This is a genomic window from Inquilinus ginsengisoli (assembly GCF_050434925.1).
Classification (GTDB): Bacteria; Pseudomonadota; Alphaproteobacteria; order DSM-16000; family Inquilinaceae; genus Inquilinus; species Inquilinus ginsengisoli_B.
In genome coordinates this window covers 52,639-68,015 of record NZ_JBNDJK010000001.1, presented here as the reverse complement: position 1 = coordinate 68,015, position 15,377 = coordinate 52,639, and the positions used below count along the sequence as shown (strand labels likewise).

The 15,377-nt window shown below is 71.3% G+C and carries 14 protein-coding genes; 7 read left to right on the top strand and 7 right to left on the bottom strand.

The features are described from left to right. Window positions 1-91: 91 nt before the first annotated feature. The gene (locus tag QFZ27_RS00365; protein ID WP_429224096.1) at window positions 92-946 is read left to right on the top strand and encodes a nuclear transport factor 2 family protein; all 855 of its coding nucleotides are present in this window, start codon (window positions 92-94) and stop codon (window positions 944-946) included. 170 nt (window positions 947-1,116) lie between these two features. On the opposite strand, the gene QFZ27_RS00360 is transcribed toward QFZ27_RS00365, so the two are convergent. After that, window positions 1,117-2,304 (bottom strand): M20 metallopeptidase family protein, encoded by a 1,188-nt coding sequence (locus QFZ27_RS00360; RefSeq protein ID WP_429224095.1) that lies wholly within the window; start codon window positions 2,302-2,304, stop codon window positions 1,117-1,119. Between the two features lie 177 nt (window positions 2,305-2,481). On the opposite strand from QFZ27_RS00360, the gene panE reads away from it, so the two are divergent. Next, on the top strand, window positions 2,482-3,405 hold the full coding sequence (panE, locus tag QFZ27_RS00355; protein WP_429224094.1) for a 2-dehydropantoate 2-reductase: 924 nt from the start codon (window positions 2,482-2,484) through the stop codon (window positions 3,403-3,405). Window positions 3,406-3,409: 4 nt separating this feature from the next. Here panE and QFZ27_RS00350 read toward each other — a convergent pair whose 3' ends face one another. After that, entirely contained in the window at window positions 3,410-4,231 is an 822-nt protein-coding gene (locus QFZ27_RS00350; protein WP_429224093.1) for an SDR family NAD(P)-dependent oxidoreductase, read from the bottom strand. Window positions 4,232-4,355: 124 nt separating this feature from the next. Between QFZ27_RS00350 and QFZ27_RS00345 the strand changes: the two genes are divergently transcribed. Beyond that, complete coding sequence (locus QFZ27_RS00345) at window positions 4,356-4,955, top strand: TetR/AcrR family transcriptional regulator (protein WP_429224092.1); 600 nt, start codon at window positions 4,356-4,358, stop codon at window positions 4,953-4,955. Here QFZ27_RS00345 and QFZ27_RS00340 read toward each other — a convergent pair. Next, window positions 4,952-6,019 carry a quinone-dependent dihydroorotate dehydrogenase gene (locus QFZ27_RS00340; protein WP_429224091.1) on the bottom strand — a complete coding sequence of 356 codons (1,068 nt, stop codon included), beginning with the start codon at window positions 6,017-6,019 and terminating at the stop codon, window positions 4,952-4,954. The genes QFZ27_RS00345 and QFZ27_RS00340 overlap by 4 nt on opposite strands. Continuing rightward, window positions 6,016-6,372: a DUF952 domain-containing protein gene (locus QFZ27_RS00335; RefSeq protein ID WP_429224090.1), complete on the bottom strand. Its 357-nt coding sequence runs from the start codon at window positions 6,370-6,372 to the stop codon at window positions 6,016-6,018. The genes QFZ27_RS00340 and QFZ27_RS00335 overlap by 4 nt, the downstream gene beginning before the upstream one ends. A 317-nt stretch (window positions 6,373-6,689) precedes the next feature. Here QFZ27_RS00335 and QFZ27_RS00330 point away from each other — a divergent pair, with 317 nt between their 5' ends. Next, window positions 6,690-6,893, top strand: a complete 204-nt coding sequence (locus QFZ27_RS00330) for a hypothetical protein (protein ID WP_429224089.1) — start codon at window positions 6,690-6,692, stop codon at window positions 6,891-6,893. On the opposite strand, the gene QFZ27_RS00325 is transcribed toward QFZ27_RS00330, so the two are convergent. From QFZ27_RS00325 to QFZ27_RS00315, 3 genes are read right to left on the bottom strand one after another with little or no spacing between them, the layout of a single operon-like run. Next, complete coding sequence (locus QFZ27_RS00325; RefSeq protein WP_429224088.1) at window positions 6,877-8,904, bottom strand: MHYT domain-containing protein; 2,028 nt, start codon at window positions 8,902-8,904, stop codon at window positions 6,877-6,879. The two genes, QFZ27_RS00330 and QFZ27_RS00325, sit on opposite strands and share 17 nt — an antisense overlap. Window positions 8,905-8,943: 39 nt before the next feature. Next, complete coding sequence (locus tag QFZ27_RS00320) at window positions 8,944-10,416, bottom strand: sensor histidine kinase (RefSeq protein WP_429224087.1); 1,473 nt, start codon at window positions 10,414-10,416, stop codon at window positions 8,944-8,946. Beyond that, entirely contained in the window at window positions 10,403-11,092 is a 690-nt protein-coding gene (locus QFZ27_RS00315; RefSeq protein WP_429224086.1) for a response regulator transcription factor, read from the bottom strand. The genes QFZ27_RS00320 and QFZ27_RS00315 overlap by 14 nt, the downstream gene beginning before the upstream one ends. Before the next feature lie 242 nt (window positions 11,093-11,334). On the opposite strand from QFZ27_RS00315, the gene QFZ27_RS00310 reads away from it, so the two are divergent. From QFZ27_RS00310 to sdhA, 3 genes are all read left to right on the top strand, one after another. Continuing rightward, on the top strand, window positions 11,335-12,246 hold the full coding sequence (locus QFZ27_RS00310) for a LysR family transcriptional regulator (RefSeq protein WP_429224085.1): 912 nt from the start codon (window positions 11,335-11,337) through the stop codon (window positions 12,244-12,246). Between the two features lie 64 nt (window positions 12,247-12,310). Further along, a complete protein-coding gene (locus QFZ27_RS00305) occupies window positions 12,311-13,558 on the top strand; it encodes a YbfB/YjiJ family MFS transporter (RefSeq protein ID WP_429224084.1) in 1,248 nt (415 codons plus the stop codon). Beyond that, entirely contained in the window at window positions 13,555-15,351 is a 1,797-nt protein-coding gene (gene sdhA / locus QFZ27_RS00300; RefSeq protein WP_429224083.1) for a succinate dehydrogenase flavoprotein subunit, read from the top strand. Before QFZ27_RS00305 ends, sdhA begins: the two co-directional genes overlap by 4 nt. Window positions 15,352-15,377 lie beyond the last annotated feature (26 nt).

The window sequence follows — 15,377 nt, the reverse complement described above, 5'->3', positions numbered from 1 at the left end:
CTGTAGTTATGTTTACATAATTCTCTTGACGGCCGTGGCGCAAGGCGACATTCTTTCTGTAGTCGGAATTATGGAATTGTGGAGATCCGAGATGACGGCCGATCCCGTGCCAGATCTCGACCTGGCGGAAGCCCGGCTGAAGGTGATCGATGCGTATTTCCGCGGCGCCGACAGCCGCGACCCGGCCTGGCTCGACCTGTTCACCGAGGATGTAGAGCTGTTCTTCCCGAAATTCGGCCTGACCCGGGGCAAGGCGGCGGTGGCCGAGTTCGGCGCCCGGCTGGCGGCCGAGCTGGAGAGCCTGGAGCACGACATCCCCAGGCTGCGCACCATCGTCGCCGGCGACACCATCGTGGTCGAGGGCTCCGAGGCCGGCGTCACCCGCAGCGGGCTGCGCTGGCCGGACGGGGTGGTGTCGCAGGGCCGGTTCTGCGACGTATTCGAGTTCGCGGGCAGGCTGATCCGCAGCATCCACATCTACGTCGACCCCGATTTCACCAGCGCCGACCGCGACCGTATCCGCATCCTGCGCGGCGAGGCGGCGGGCGGCGGCGGGGCCCGGGCGGCGCTCGAACGCTACATCGCGGCGATGCGGTCGGAGGCGACGCCGGAGGCGGTGGCCTCGCTGTTCACCGAGGACCCCGACTGGGACATTCCGGGCGCGGTCGACCGTGTGCCCTGGATCGGCCGCCGCAGCGGCCGTGCCGGCGTCGCCGACTTCGTCCGCGCCCTGTGGGACGGGATCGAGCCGATCCGCTTCGACATCTCGTCCATCGTTTCGGAAGGCGACCGCGCTTTCGCCGCCGGCGAGCTGGAATCGCGGGCCAGGCGCACCGGCCGGATCATGCGCAGCGAATTCATCATCGACGTCACGGTGCGGGACGGTCTGATCTCCCGCCACCGGCTGCTCGAGGACAGCTTCGCGGTGGCCGAGGCCGTCGCCTGACGATCGGTTTCACGCTGAGGGCAATCAGAGACCGCTTGGAAATGCGCTGGTGCGAGTCGGCTGGCGGTGGTGTTGAGGACCGGCGCGCAGCGGACGTTGTAGTCCGTGAGCACTGGAAGCGCGGAAGCCGCCGTCAGACGGCCGCGCCAGTAGCATTTACAGGCGGTCTCTCAGGACAGGAGCTCGACCGCGCTGCGTACCAGGGCGGCGGCGCCCAGGCCGATGCAGCGCTCGTCCGGCTGGTAGTCGGAGTTGTGCAGGTGGTCGTTGCGGCCGGGCTGGCCGGCGCCGACCCGCAGGTGAAACGACGGCACCCGTTCGGAGAAGAAGGCGAAGTCCTCGGCGCCGAAACCGGGCGCAGTCTCGTGCACCACGTCGCCGAACTGCGCCCGCACCGCGGCGACCGACGCCTCCAGCACGCGGCCGTCATTCATCAGCGGCGGCACGCCCAGCTGGTAGTCCAGCGCGCAGGTCACACCCTGGGTCAGGGCGATGCCCTGCACGATCCGCCGGATGGCCGCTTCCGCTGCCGCCCGCGCCTCGGGCGACCGGGCCCGCACCGTGCCGCGCAGGGTGCAGGTGTCGGGGATGATGTTGTGGGTGGCGCCGCCGGCGATGCTGCCGACCGTTACCACCGCGCCCTGGGCGGGATCGATGGTCCGCGACACCACGGTCTGCAACTGGGTCACCAGATAGGCCGCGGCGACGATCGGGTCGGCCGCGTCCTGCGGCCGCGCCGCATGGCCGGACCGGCCGCGCACAACGATGTCGAAGGTATCGGCCGAGGCGGTGCTGGCGCCACGCAGGTAGCCGAACTGCCCGGTCGGCATGGTCGGGCTGTTGTGGAAGGCCAGCGCCATGTCGACGCCGTCCGCCGCGCCGTCCTCGATCATCGCCGCGGCGCCGCTCTCCGGCGTCTCCTCGGCCGGCTGGAACACCAGCCGCACCGAACCGCGCAGCCGCGGCGCCAGGTCCTTCAGCACGGCGCCGACGCCGATCAGCGTCGCGGTGTGGATGTCATGGCCGCAGGCATGCATCTTGCCCGGCACGGTGCTGGCGAAGGCCAGACCGGTCATCTCCTGAATCGGCAGCGCGTCCATGTCGGCGCGGATCAACAGGCAGGGGCCGGGGGCGCCGCCCTCGATCTCGGCGACGATGCCGGTGCGGCCGATGCCGGTGCGGTAGGGGATGCCCAGCTTGTCCAGCTCCGCCGCCACCACGCGGGCGGTGCGCTGCACCTCGAAGCCGATCTCCGGATGGGCATGGATGTCGCGCCGAACCTCGACCAGGCCGGGCGCGATGGCCTCGACCGCGGTGTCGATCGAAGCGCCGATATCGTTGATGCCGCGCGTATCCATGGACCGGTGAGCTCCCCTTGGGCCGACAAGGGTTCGAGTCATTGCATCCGGACAGGACGCCGTCCACCCCCGCGATTCGCAGCCCAGGCAATGCCTTTACATCCGGCGGGGCGGATCCCAGCTTGGCCGGGAGGGGCACGACCGCCCGGGCTCGGCCGGGGCAGAACGGAGCAAGCGATGCGTGTGTTGGTTGTCGGCGCCGGCGCCACCGGCGGGTATTTCGGCGGCCGGCTGGCCCAGGCCGGCCGCGACGTCACCTTCCTGGTGCGGCCCGGCCGCGCCGTCGCGCTGCGGGCGGACGGCCTGCGCATCGTCAGCCCGCATGGCGACGCCACCCTGGCGCCGCGGCTGGTCACCGCCGACGCGATCGACGGCCCCTATGACGCGGTGCTGCTGGCGGTGAAGGCCTATGGCCTGGCCGGGGCGATGGCCGACCTCGCGCCTGCCGTCGGGCCGGAGACCATGATCCTGCCGCTCTTGAACGGCATGCGGCACATGGACCTGCTGTCGGCGCGCTTCGGGTCCGCGGCGGTGCTCGGCGGGGTCTGCAAGATCGCCGGCACGGTCGATGCCGAAGGCCGGATCGTGCAGCTCGCCGGCTTCCACGAGCTGGCCTATGGCGAGCGCGATGGCACGCCCTCGGCCCGCACCGACCGGCTCGATCCGGTGCTGCGCGGCGCCGGCTTCGATGCCCGGCTGACGTCCGGGATCGAGCGCGAGATGTGGGAGAAATGGGTGATGCTGGCGGCGCTGGGCGGCATCACCTGCCTGATGCGCGGCAGCACCGGCGAGGTCGTGGCCGCGCCCGGCGGCGCCGATTTCGCCGGCCACTTCCTCGACGAGGTGGTGGCGGTGGTCAACGCGGTCGGGACGCCGCCCGGCAGCGCCTTCCTGGCCACCACCCGGGCGTTCCTGACCGAGCCGGGGGCTGCTCGCACCTCGTCGATGTATCGCGACCTGCAGCAGGGTGCGCCGATCGAGGCCGACCAGATCATCGGCGACCTGCTGGTCCGCGGCCGGGCCGCCGGGATCGACACCCCGCTGCTGGCCCTGGCCGCGACCCATCTTGCCGTCTATCAGCGCCGCCTTGCCGGCGGGTAAGCGCTCAGCGGCCAACCGCCAGGCCGGCGACGTCCTGCCACTGCTCCCAGCCGACGAGGCGCCTTTCGTATTCGGCTCGCGTCACCTCCAGATTGTGCGGCCCGAAGAACACCCGCAGCGGTGGCTCGGCGGCATCGACGATACGCAGGATCGCCGGGCCGCTGGCGCCCGGATCGGCGAATTCGGCGTCGCGCCAGCGCTGCAGCCGTCCGGCGCGGATCTCGTCATAGGCAGGGATCGGCTCGGCCTGCTCCATCGACGAGCCTTTCCATTCGGTGGCGTAGCCGCCGGGCTCGACCAGCGTGACCTTGACGCCGGTGCCGGCCAGCTCGCCCTGCAGCGCCTGGCTCATCCCCTCCAGCGCCCATTTCGAGGCATGGTACAGGCCGAGCATCGGGAAGGCGTTGACGCCGCCGACCGAGGAGACCTGGATGACGTGGCCGGCCCCCTGGGCCCGCAGGATCGGCAGCGCCGCCTGGGTCACCCACAGCGCGCCGAACAGGTTGGTCTCGATCTGCGCCCGGGCCTGCGCCTCGCTGACCTCTTCGACCGCGCCGAGCAGGCCGTAGCCGGCGTTGTTGACCACGACGTCCAGCCGGCCGAACCGCTCCTGCGCCGTTGCCACCGCCGCGAAGACGGCGGTGCGATCGGTCACGTCCAGCCGGATCGGCGCGACCTGGGCGCCGTACTCATGCACCAGGCTGCAGAGGCTGGAGATGTCGCGGGCCGTCGCCGCGACCTGGTCGCCGCGGGCCAGCGCCGCCTCCGCCCAGGCCCGGCCGAGCCCCTTCGATGTGCCGGTGATGAACCAGACCTTGCCTGCCATGCTGTCCTCGTCGGGATTGAAGCGGAGGATCCTCCGTTTCGCTCATTTAATCGGAGGGCTCTCCGTTTTCAACCGGCGCCCCATATGATGCAGACTGCGGGGCGACCGGATGGAGGCTAGCGGCGTGACGGCAGCGGGCGGGGCGGACGGGCAACAGGAGACGATCGGGCGCGCCGACGCCCGGCGCAACCGCGAGCGGCTGCTGGCGGCGGCGGCGGAGCTGTTCGCCGCGGTCGAGGGCGAGGTCACGCTGTCGGCCGTGGCGGCCAAGGCCGGGGTCGGCATCGGCACGCTCTACCGCCACTTCCCGACGCGCGAGGCGCTGGTCGAGGCCGTGTATCGCAATGAGATCGACCGGCTCTGCGAGGCCGCCGAGACGCTGCTGCGCGAGCTGCCGCCGGAGGCCGCGCTGACCGACTGGATGGACCGCTACGCCGCGATGGTCGCGGCCAAGCGCGGCATGGCCGAGGCCTTGACCCGGGTGCGGGACTCCGACACCGGCGACCTGGCCCGTGCCAAGGCACGGATCGCGCAGGCGTTGACCCTGCTGCTGGACGCCGGCGCCAAGGCCGGAGTGATCCGGGCCGACGCCGATGCCGACGACGTGCTGCTGGCGGCGGCCGCCAGCATCTGGGCGATCGCCGGCCAGCCGGATTGGCGGCAGCGTGCCGGCCGGCTGCTGCGGCTGGTGCTCGACGGGCTGCGCTACCGGCCGGGCGGCTAGCGCAGGTCGGTGCCGACCGCTTCGGCGACCGAGCGGAAGCCGTCGGCGCGCAGCCGGCCGGCGAGGTCGCGCTTGATCTCGCCGACCAGGCCGGGGCCGCGATACGCCAGGGCGGTGTACAGCTGCACCAGGCTGGCGCCGGCTCGGATCTTGGTATAGGCGTCGGCGCCGCTGGCCACGCCGCCGACCCCGACCAGCGGCAGCCGGCCGGCCACCAGCTTCGCCATCCGCCGCAGCACCGCGGTCGAAGGCTGCATCAGCGGCTTGCCGCTCAGCCCCCCGGGCTCGCCGGCCAGGTCCGGCGGCAGCCCGGCCGGGCGGGCGATGGTGGTGTTGGACACGATCAGCCCGTCGATGCCGGCGGCCAGCGCCACCTCGGCGACGTCCTCCAGGTCCTCGGGCGTGAGGTCGGGGGCGATCTTGACCAGGATCGGCGGCCGGGCCGTGCAGTCGGCCCGCGCCGCGGTGGCGGCGGCCAGCAGGCGTTGCAGCGGCGCGCGGCTCTGCATCGCCCGCAGCCCCGGCGTGTTCGGGGAGGAGATGTTGACCACCAGATAATCGGCCAGCCGGGCGAAGGCGCGGATGCCGGCGGCGTAATCCGCCTCCGGATCGCGGCTGTCCTTGTTGCGGCCGACATTGATGCCGAGCAGCCCGGGCGCGGCGGCGCCATTCAACCGCCGCGCCTCCAGCCTGGCGACGGCGGCGGCGTGGCCGCGGTTGTTGAAGCCGTAGCGGTTGATCAGCGCCTGCTGGTCCGGCAGCCGGAAGGCCCGTGGCCGCGGATTGCCGGGCTGGGCCCGCGGCGTGACGCTGCCGACCTCGACGAAGCCGAAGCCGAGCCGCAGCATCGGGTCCACCACCTCGGCATCCTTGTCGAAGCCGGCGGCGAGTCCGATCGGGTTGGCGAAATCGCGGCCCCACAGCGTCACCGCCAGGACCGGGTCGTCGGGCCCGCTGGCGCCAGGCCCGAGGCCCAGCTTCAGCGCGGTAATGGTGGCCCGGTGCGCCGTCTCGGGCGGCATCGCCTTCAGCACCGGCGCGGCCAGGGCGAACAGGCGGCTCACGGGGCGGTGACGGTCGGGAACAGCTGCGGCGGGAAGACGTGGCGGCCTTCGACCAGCGGCAGCGGCGCCACGCCCTGCACCGAGGCCAGCGGCAGCTCGGCATAGAGATGCGGGAACAGGGCCCCGCCGCGCGACGCCTCCCAGCGCAGGGCATCGCCCAGCGTGTCCGGGTCGATCGCGACCAGAACCAGCCCGTCCTGGCCGGCGAAGTGGCGGGACGCGGTCTCCTCGGCCTGCTCGGCGGTCGAGAAGTGGATGAAGCCGTCCTGGTGGTCGACGGCGGAGCCGCGATAGGTGCCGGCGGCCTCGGCCGCCGCCCATTCCGCGGCGCTGCAGATCTTGTAGATGGTCATGGCGGGCGACCCTAGGGAAGCGGTCCCCGGCCGTCAATCGCGAGGTCCGATCGGTGGATCGTGAGCGTTGCAGAATGCGAATCGTATGTGGTCGCGCGTTGCAAATTGCGAGTCTCGCAACAGGTTCGCAATCTGAAGCGGATCGAAAATTCCCATTCGGTGGGGCAATTCGGAAGATAAATCCGATACAGCCCATATGACCCGAGTCTCATCCGTCGCCCGATGCCAACACGGCCGGTTTGGCCACTTGGCACGGCCCTTGCAACGTTGGTTGACATTAAAACACAGGGGAGTGGCCCAAAATGGGCGACATTGCGATGACGAATAATCTGACGGTGGTCGAGCTGAAGACCCCGATGACCTATGCCCTCGACATGGTGACGGCGATGGGCGACCCCGGCATCACCACCGTTCCGACCAAGCCGACCGCCGGCATGCTGGCAGCCGGCGCGCGCGCGGGCGGGGTCACGGTCGAGGTCGCCTGGCGGGTGTTCCAGGCGATGGTCAACGTCGCCGACTGACCGGGCGGCCGATGCTGAGCGGCGGGGGCTCGATCACAGCCCCGCCGCCGGCGTCCTCACCCACGGCTTCCGCGCCTGTCGGCAGCAGGATGGTGATGCGGGTGCCGACCTCGGGCTTGCTGTCGATCATCAGCATGCCGCCATGGCTCTGGACCAGGGCCTTGGCCAGAGGCAAGCCGAGCCCTGACCCTTCGCGCGGCCGGCGCGACAGCTTGCGCGCCTGACGGAACGGCTCCAGTGCCAGGGTGATCTCCTGCTCGGTCATGCCGATGCCGGTGTCGGCCACGGTGATGCGGACCGACCGGGCCACGGCGACGGCGTCGATGGTGACGCGGCCACCATCGGGCGTGAACTTCACGGCGTTGGTCAGCAGGTTGATCAGGATCTGGCGCAGCCGCAGCGGGTCGGCGCTCAGCAGCGGCAGGTCGCGCGCCACGTGCTGCTCGATGGTGATGCCGTGCGCCTCGGCGCGCTGCGCCACTAGGCTGACCGCATCCTGGATGTCGCTGCCCAGATCGACGGGCTCCGGCTGCAGCTCGATCCGGCCGGATTCGACCCGCGACAGGTCGAGCACGTCGTTGACCAGGGCCAGCAGGTGCTGGCCCGAGCGGTGGATGTCCTCGGCATAGCCGCGGTAGCGCTCCGGCAGCGGTCCGAGATGCGCGTCCCGGATCAACTCCGAGAAGCCGAGGATGGCGTTCAGCGGCGTGCGCAGCTCATGGCTCATATGAGCCAGGAACGTGGTTTTGGCGTTGTCCGCTGCCTCGACCGTCTGCATCGCGTCGCGCATGCGCTGCTCGGCCACCCGCTCGGCGGTGATGTCGAGATGCGCCACCACTGCGCCTGCGGCGCGGCCCTCGGCGATCGGCGCGGCCAGCAGGCGGATGGTCCGGCCGGTCGCCCCGGCGCCGATCATGTATTCCACCGGGGCCGTCGGCCGAATGCCCTGGACCACGCCGGCGAGATGCACCCGCACCTCGGCGCCCGCCAGGCCGGCGCCGCCGCACAGCGCGAAATAATCCTCGCCGGGGCGTGAACCGCCACCGACGAAGCGCTCGCGCTCGCCCGGCCATTGCCAGGGTGGATTCGCGGTCAGGAGGGTGCCGCGCTCGTCGATCAGCGCCAGCGGCATCGGCAGCGCGTTCAGGGTGGCGGCGTGGCGCTCGTCCAGCACGTCGAGCTGGCGCCGGGCCTGCAGCTCCGAGATCCGGCGGTCCAGCCGGGTGGCGATCGCGGCCAGGGCGAAGACGATGATGGCGGCCGCGGCGATCAGCCCGGCCAGGATCGTCGGCGGCACCGGGATGCCGGCGACGTCGGCCCGGGCGGCGGGATCAGGGACGAACCGCGCCGCCGCCATGCCGATAAAGTGCATGCCGCTGATCGCGGCCCCCATCACCAGGGCGGCCAGGATCCGCCGGATACGCCCGATATCGGACAGGGCCAGATGCAGCGCCGCGGTGGCGGCGATCAGGGCGACCAGCACCGACAGGATCAGGGCGCCCGGGTCATAGACGACGCGGCCCGGCGCCAGGATCGCGGCCATGCCGACATAGTGCATGCCGGCGATGCCCAGCCCCAGGCACAGGCCGCCGGCCAGCAGCGGCAATGGGGACGCCGGGCGTGCGGTCGTGCCCGGTGCCGCCTGGCCGAGCGTGGCCACGGTGAAGCCGGCGCCGGTCGCCACCGCGGCGATCAGCAGCGACAGCAGGGTCAGCGGCAGGTCGTAGGCGACGCCGACCGGCAGGTGCAGGGCCAGCATGGCGATGAAATGCATCGACCAGATGCCGCCGCCCATGGCCACGGCGCCGCCGGCCAGCCACAGCAGCCGCGCCGCGCCGCGGACGACGCGGATGCGCTGGCCGAGATCGAAGGCCACGAAGGAGGCGAGCACCGCGACCAGGATGGCGAGGCCCACCAGCCAGGGGTCATGGCCGGGCAGCAGGGAATGGGACAGGGTATCGCCGGTGAAATGCATCGCCGTTCCGGTCGGGCGGCCGGAAAGCCCGGCCATCCAGCGCGTTAGGAGCATATAGCCGGTGCGGTGGCGTGGCTACGGGCGACGCAGCGGCGCCGGGGCGGAGCCGATCGCGGATGGCTGGCCGGTCGCTGGGCAGGAACGCCGTCCGTCCGTCCCGGGCTTCATTGTCGGCACCACCTTGGCCGCCTCGGCGAAGTCGAGCGTCACCGCCAGGCCGGGCCGGTTGTCCGACAGGGCCAGCCGGATCTCGTGCAACTGCGCCACCGCCGCCACCAGGCTGAGGCCGAGGCCGCTGCCGGGGGTCATCCGGCTGGCGTCGAGCCGGAAGAAGCGCTGGAACACCTTCTGCTGCGCCGCCTCCGGGATGCCGGGGCCGGTGTCGCGCACCTGCCCGACCGGACCGTCGGGCCCCGGCGCCAGCGACACCGTGATCCCGGTCCCGGGCGGGGTGTGGCGGATCGTGTTCTCCACCAGATTGGCCAGCATCTGGGTCAGGAGCTGGCGGTCGCCGCGGATCCGCAGGCCGGTCGCAACCGTGCCGGTCAGGCGGTGCCCGGAATCGTCCGCGACCGGGCCGTAGGTGTCGATGATGGTCTCGAACACCCCCGACAGGTCGATCGGGGCGAAGCCCTCGCGCCGCGCGCCGGCCTCGATCTGGGCGATCCGCAGCAGCGCCGCGAAGACGCCGAGGATGCCGTCGATGTCGGCCACGGCCCGCTCCACCGCGGCATCGTAATCGGCGGCCGAGGTGGCCTTGAGCCGGGCCAGCTCCAGCCGCTGGCGCATATGCGACAGCGGCGTGCGCAGGTCGTGCGCGATATCGCTGGAAACCTGGTGCAGCCCCTGCATCAGCTGCTGGATGCGGTCCAGCATGGCGTTGAGGTTGGCGGCCAGGCGGTCGAACTCGTCGGCCTTGCCGCGGCTCGGCACCCGCTCGTCGAGATGGCCGTCCATGATGTGGCGGGCGGCGGTGTTTACCGCCTCGACCCGGCGCAGGAAGCGGGCGCTCAGCACCAAGCCGCCGGCCAGCGCCAGCAGCACCGTCGCGGCTGCACCGGCCAGGAAGAAGCTGGTGATGCCCTCCTGCAGCTCGTCCAGGTCGTGGGTATCGCGGCCGATGAACAGGCGCAGCTCCGGCGTCAGGTCGACGCCGAGGCCGCGGATGATGTGGCGCTCGCGGTTGCCGTCGCCGTCGATCGTCTTCAGCGGGATGTCGGCCCAGCCGGTCGTCGCCGGCAGCGGCCGCAGGTTGCCGGCCAGCACGCCGCCGTCGGAATCCTGCAGCGCGTAGTAGAAATAGTCCGGGTCGATGTCGGTGAGGCGGTCGTTGATCGCCTTGACGATCTCGGGGGCGGAGGCACCGGCCAGCGAATCCCGGATGGTCTTCACCTCCGCGCTGATCGACAGGTCGATCTGCTGGTCGGAATACCGCGTCATCGCCACATAGACGATGCTGGACACCGCGATGATCGAGACGCTGAACAGCGCGGCGAAGCCGGCCGCCAGCCGGAACGTCGCGGTTCTGACGAGCCTAGCCAGGATCACGGAGGCAGTATCCAACGCCGCGGACGGTGTCGAGCAGGGGCGCGTCGAAGCCGCGGTCGATCTTGCCGCGCAGCCGGCTGATATGGGTCTCCACCACGGTCGTCTGCGGCTCGAAATGGAACTCCCACACATGCTCCAGCAGCATGGTCCGGGTGACGATCTGGCCGGAGTGCCGCATCAGGTACTCCAGCAGCTTAAATTCACGGGGCTGCAGGTCGATCGTGTGGCCGGCGCGGGTGGCGGTACGCTTCAGCAGGTCGATCTCGAGATCGGCGACGCGCAGCGCGGTCTCGACCGCGGCGGTGCCGGCGCGGCGGGTCAGGGCCTCGATCCGGGCCAGCAGCTCCGCCAGGGCGAAGGGCTTGACCAGGTAGTCGTCGCCGCCGGCGTTCAGCCCTTCGACCCGGTCGCTGACGCCGCTCAGCGTGGTCAGGAACAGGATCGGCACCGAGCTGCCTTCACCGCGCAGCCGGCGGGCCAGGGTGATCCCGTCGATGTCCGGCAGCATGCGGTCGATGATCAGCAGCCGGGGACCGCAGCCCTGACGGGCGGCTGCGGCGCGGGCCAGCCCATCGGCTCCGGTCAGGCTGTGCTCGACCGTGTGGTCGGCCTCGCGCAGCGAGCCGATGATGTGCTGGGCGGTCTCGGGGTCGTCTTCGATCAGAAGGATCTGCATGGGCAGGCTCTCGGACAGCGGATCGCTGGCGTGACGAACGGACCACGCCGAGAGAGCTTTGCTCCCGCCGGACCGTTGCACGCCGAGACGGTGCCGCGGGCGTTTGACCCGGCCGGGAGAGTAGGGGCAAGGCCGATGGCTGCGTACTTACGTTTTGGTAATTCCGAGTCCATGTCGCCGGATGGCGGCCTCCTCCGCTACAATCGCGGCGTTTTCTTCGGACGCGGCTCGCGGGGCGCATCGTGAACGATCGGGATCTCAGGGTGTTCGAGGCGGTGGCCCGCACCGGCGGCATCGGCCGGGCGGCGGCCGAGCTCAACACCGTCCAGTCCAACGTCACCGCCCGGATCCGGGCGCTGGAGGAGGAGCTGGGCCTGACGCTGTTCGAGCGGCACAGCCGCGGCGTCGTCCTGACCGCGGCCGGCCAGCGCCTGCGGCCCTTCGCGGTCCAGATCGCGGACCTGATCCGCCAGGCCAAGCGGGCGGCGCAGGACGACGGCACGCCGCGCGGGCCGCTCTCGATCGGCAGCATGGAGACCACGGCCGGGCTGCGGCTGCCGGACGTGCTGGCCGCCTTCACCCAGGCCCATCCCGATGTCGACCTGTCGCTGACCACCGGCACCACGCCCTGGCTGACCCGGGCGGTGATCGCGCGCGAGCTGGACGGTGCCTTCGTCGCGGGCCCGGTCGACCACCCCGAGCTGGAGGCCGAGATCATCTTCGCCGAGGAAATGGCGATCATCGCAGGGCCGACGGTGACGGGGCTCGACGATTTCGGGTCGCTCGCCGGGCTGAAGATCGTCGCCTTCCGCTCCGACTGCGCCTACCGGCAGCGGCTGGAAAGCGTCCTGGCGGCGCAGGGCATCGTCAAGGTCAGGGTGATCGAGATCGGCACGCTGGACGGCATCATCGGCTGCGTCGCCGCCGACATGGGGATCTCGCTGCTGCCGAAGGGCGTGGTCACCCAGGCCCTGCGAGACCGGCGGATCAAGGCCTTCCGCCCGCCGGCCTGGACCGAGCGGGTCGACACGGTGTTCGTCCGGCGCATCGATGCACATCCTTCCAGCGCGCTGTCCGCGTTCCTGCGGATCGCGCGGCCGTCTCCCACGGTGAGGACGGCGGAGCCGCTGGCGCTGGTACAAAGTCATCGCTGATCGTGATGGCTTCCATCTGAACTAATCGCTACTCCGGGTGGTCGCGCGCGCCTAACTCTCGCTCATGAGCGCGACGCCCCGAAGGTCCGGCTCCCGAGACCACGCCCACCATTCTCCAGGAGAGGCCGGGCAGGCCTGGCGCTTCGCCGTCGCGGGGCTCTGCGCCTCGCTGGTCGGGCTCGGCCTGGCCCGCTTCGCCTACACCCCGCTGATCCCGGCGTTGATCGCGGGGCAATGGTTCAGCCCGTCGGACGTGATCTATCTCGGCGCTGCCAACCTGGCCGGCTATCTGGCCGGCGCCCTGGCGGCACGGCCGCTGGCCGCCCGCACCGGCGCGATCCGGGCGCTGCGCGGCACCATGCTGCTGGCCACCCTGTCCTGCCTCGCGTGCTCCATGCCGGTCGCTTTCGCTTGGTTCTTCGCCTGGCGGTTCCTGGCCGGGCTCAGCGGCGGCGTCATCATGGTGCTCGCCGCCTCGGCCATCCTGCCGCACACGACGCCGGGCAAGCGCGGCCTCGTCGGCGGCGTGATCTTCGCCGGCGTCGGCCTCGGCATCGCCGCCTCGGGTACGCTGGTGCCGCTGCTGCTGCAGCAGGGCCTGCGCGAGAGCTGGCTCGGCCTGGCGGCTCTGTCCGGCGTGCTGACCCTGGTTGCATGGCCGAACTGGCCGAAGGGCGATCCCGCCGCTGCGTCCCACTCGGGAGCGGCCACCGCACGGCAGCGGCAGTCCGCCGCCGTTCCGGCGCTGATGCTGCAATACGGCCTCAATGCCGTGGCCCTGGTGCCGCACATGGTCTTCGTCGTCGATTTCGTGGCGCGCGGCCTGGGCCAGGGCATCGCTGCCGGGTCGCAATACTGGGTGCTGTACGGGCTGGGCGCGGTGGTCGGGCCGCTGCTGACCGGCCATCTGGCCGACCGGGCCGGCTTCGGGCCGGCGCTGCGCGTGGCCTTCCTGGTCCAGGCGGTGGCGGCGGTCCTGCCGGCCGTCAGCGCGGATCCGGCGGTGCTGATCGTTTCCTGCGTCGTCATCGGCGGCTTCACCCCCGGCATCGTGCCGCTGGTGCTGGGCCGCATCCACGAGCTGATCCCGCACGGCGCCGAGGTGCAGCGCGCCGCCTGGGGGCGGGCGACTACGATGTTCGCCTTGTTCCAGGCCGGGGCAGCCTATGGCATGGCCGCCCTGTTCGACCGTACCGGCGGCGACTATCGCATCCTGTTCGTCGTCGGCGGCACTGCCGCGGCCCTGGCGCTCGCCATCGACCTCGCTTTGGCGCTGACGGTCAGGGCCAGATCCTCCGGAGCATCGTCATGACCGAGTCCTACACCATCATCGACCACAGCTACGACGTGGTGATCGTCGGGGCCGGCGGCGCCGGGCTGCGCGCGGCGCTCGGCATGGCCGCGTCCGGGCTGAAGACGGCCTGCGTCACCAAGGTGTTCCCGACCCGCAGCCACACGGTGGCGGCCCAGGGCGGCATGGCGGCGTCGCTCGGCAATATGGGCGACGGCGACAACTGGCGCTTCCACATGTACGACACCGTCAAGGGCTCCGACTGGCTCGGCGATCAGGACGCGATCGAATACATGTGCCGCGAGGCCGGTCCGGCGGTGCTGGAGCTGGAGCGGTTCGGCGTGCCGTTCTCGCGCACCGCCGACGGCCTGATCTACCAGCGCGCCTTCGGCGGCCAGACCCTGAACTACGGCAAGCAGATGGCGCGGCGGACCTGCGCCGCGGCCGACCGCACCGGCCACGCTATCCTGCACACCCTGTACCAGCAGTGCCTGGAGCACCGGACCGAGTTCTTCGTCGAGTATGTCGCGCTCGACCTGCTGATGGATGAGGACGGCGCCTGCCGCGGCCTGCTGGCCTGGAACGTCGAGGACGGGACGCTGCACCGCTTCCGCGCCCACCGCACGGTGCTGGCGACCGGCGGCTACGGCCGGGTCTACTTCTCCTGCACCGCCGCGCACAGCTGCACCGGCGACGGCAATGCCATGGCGCTGCGCGCCGGGCTGCCGCTGGCCGACATGGAGTTCACCCAGTTCCACCCGACCGGCATCTACGGTTCCGGCTGCCTGATCACCGAGGGTTCGCGGGGCGAGGGCGGCTTCCTGACCAATTCCGAAGGCGAGCGCTTCATGGAGCGCTACGCCCCGACGGCGCGGGACCTGGCCGGGCGCGACGTGGTCTGCCGTTCGATGACGATCGAGATCAACGAAGGGCGTGGCTGCGGCCCGCAGAAGGACCACATCCTGCTGCATCTCGAGCATCTCGGCGCCGAGGTGCTGCATGAGCGGCTGCCGGGCATCAGCGAGACGGCGAAGATTTTCGCCGGGGTCGACGTGACCAAGGAGCCGATCCCGGTGCTGCCGACCGTGCACTACAACATGGGCGGCGTGCCGACCAACCTGCATGGCGAGGCGACGACGCTGCGCGGCGGCGATCCGGAGACGGTCGTGCCGGGGCTGATGGCGATCGGCGAGGCCGCCTGTGTGTCGGTGCACGGCGCCAACCGGCTGGGCTCGAACTCGCTGCTCGACATCATCGTGTTCGGCCGGGCGGTGGCGCAGCGGGCCGTGGCGACGCTGCGGCCGGGCGAGTCGCACGCGCCGCTGCCGGCCGCGGCGACCGACAAGGCCATCGCGCGGCTGGACCGCGTGCGCCACGCCAAGGGCGGCACCGGCGCCGGCGAGATCCGGCTGGCGATGCAGCGCATCATGCAGCGGCACTGCGCGGTGTTCCGCGACGGGCCGCTGATGCAGGAAGGACTCGGCAAGCTGGAAGAGACAGCGGGCCCGATGCGGGCCGATCTCGGCCTGGGCGACCGGTCGATGGTGTTCAACACCGATCTGGCCGAGGCGCTGGAGCTGGACAACATGCTGCAGCAGGCGGTGGTCAGCCTGCATTCGGCGATCAGCCGGACCGAGAGCCGCGGTGCACATGCCCGCGAGGACTATCCGAAGCGGGACGACGCGGCTTGGCTGAAGCACAGCCTGGCATGGCTGGATGAGGCGGGCGAGGTCCGGCTGGACTATCGGCCGGTCCATATGCAGCCGCTGTCCAACGAGGTTGCGCCGATCCCGCCGAAAGAGCGAGTGTACTGATCGGTGGCCGGACGGAGCCGCCGAGG

Bases quoted from the DNA above. Each gene is read 5' to 3' on its own strand.
- QFZ27_RS00365 (WP_429224096.1), top strand. From the start codon at position 92: ATGACGGCCGATCCCGTGCCAGATCTCGACCTGGCGGAAGCCCGGCTG.
- QFZ27_RS00360 (WP_429224095.1), bottom strand. From the start codon at position 2,304: ATGGATACGCGCGGCATCAACGATATCGGCGCTTCGATCGACACCGCG.
- panE (WP_429224094.1), top strand. From the start codon at position 2,482: ATGCGTGTGTTGGTTGTCGGCGCCGGCGCCACCGGCGGGTATTTCGGC.
- QFZ27_RS00350 (WP_429224093.1), bottom strand. From the start codon at position 4,231: ATGGCAGGCAAGGTCTGGTTCATCACCGGCACATCGAAGGGGCTCGGC.
- QFZ27_RS00335 (WP_429224090.1), bottom strand. From the start codon at position 6,372: ATGACCATCTACAAGATCTGCAGCGCCGCGGAATGGGCGGCGGCCGAG.
- QFZ27_RS00330 (WP_429224089.1), top strand. From the start codon at position 6,690: ATGACGAATAATCTGACGGTGGTCGAGCTGAAGACCCCGATGACCTAT.
- QFZ27_RS00325 (WP_429224088.1), bottom strand. From the start codon at position 8,904: ATGGCCGGGCTTTCCGGCCGCCCGACCGGAACGGCGATGCATTTCACC.
- QFZ27_RS00315 (WP_429224086.1), bottom strand. From the start codon at position 11,092: ATGCAGATCCTTCTGATCGAAGACGACCCCGAGACCGCCCAGCACATC.
- QFZ27_RS00305 (WP_429224084.1), top strand. From the start codon at position 12,311: ATGAGCGCGACGCCCCGAAGGTCCGGCTCCCGAGACCACGCCCACCAT.
- sdhA (WP_429224083.1), top strand. From the start codon at position 13,555: ATGACCGAGTCCTACACCATCATCGACCACAGCTACGACGTGGTGATC.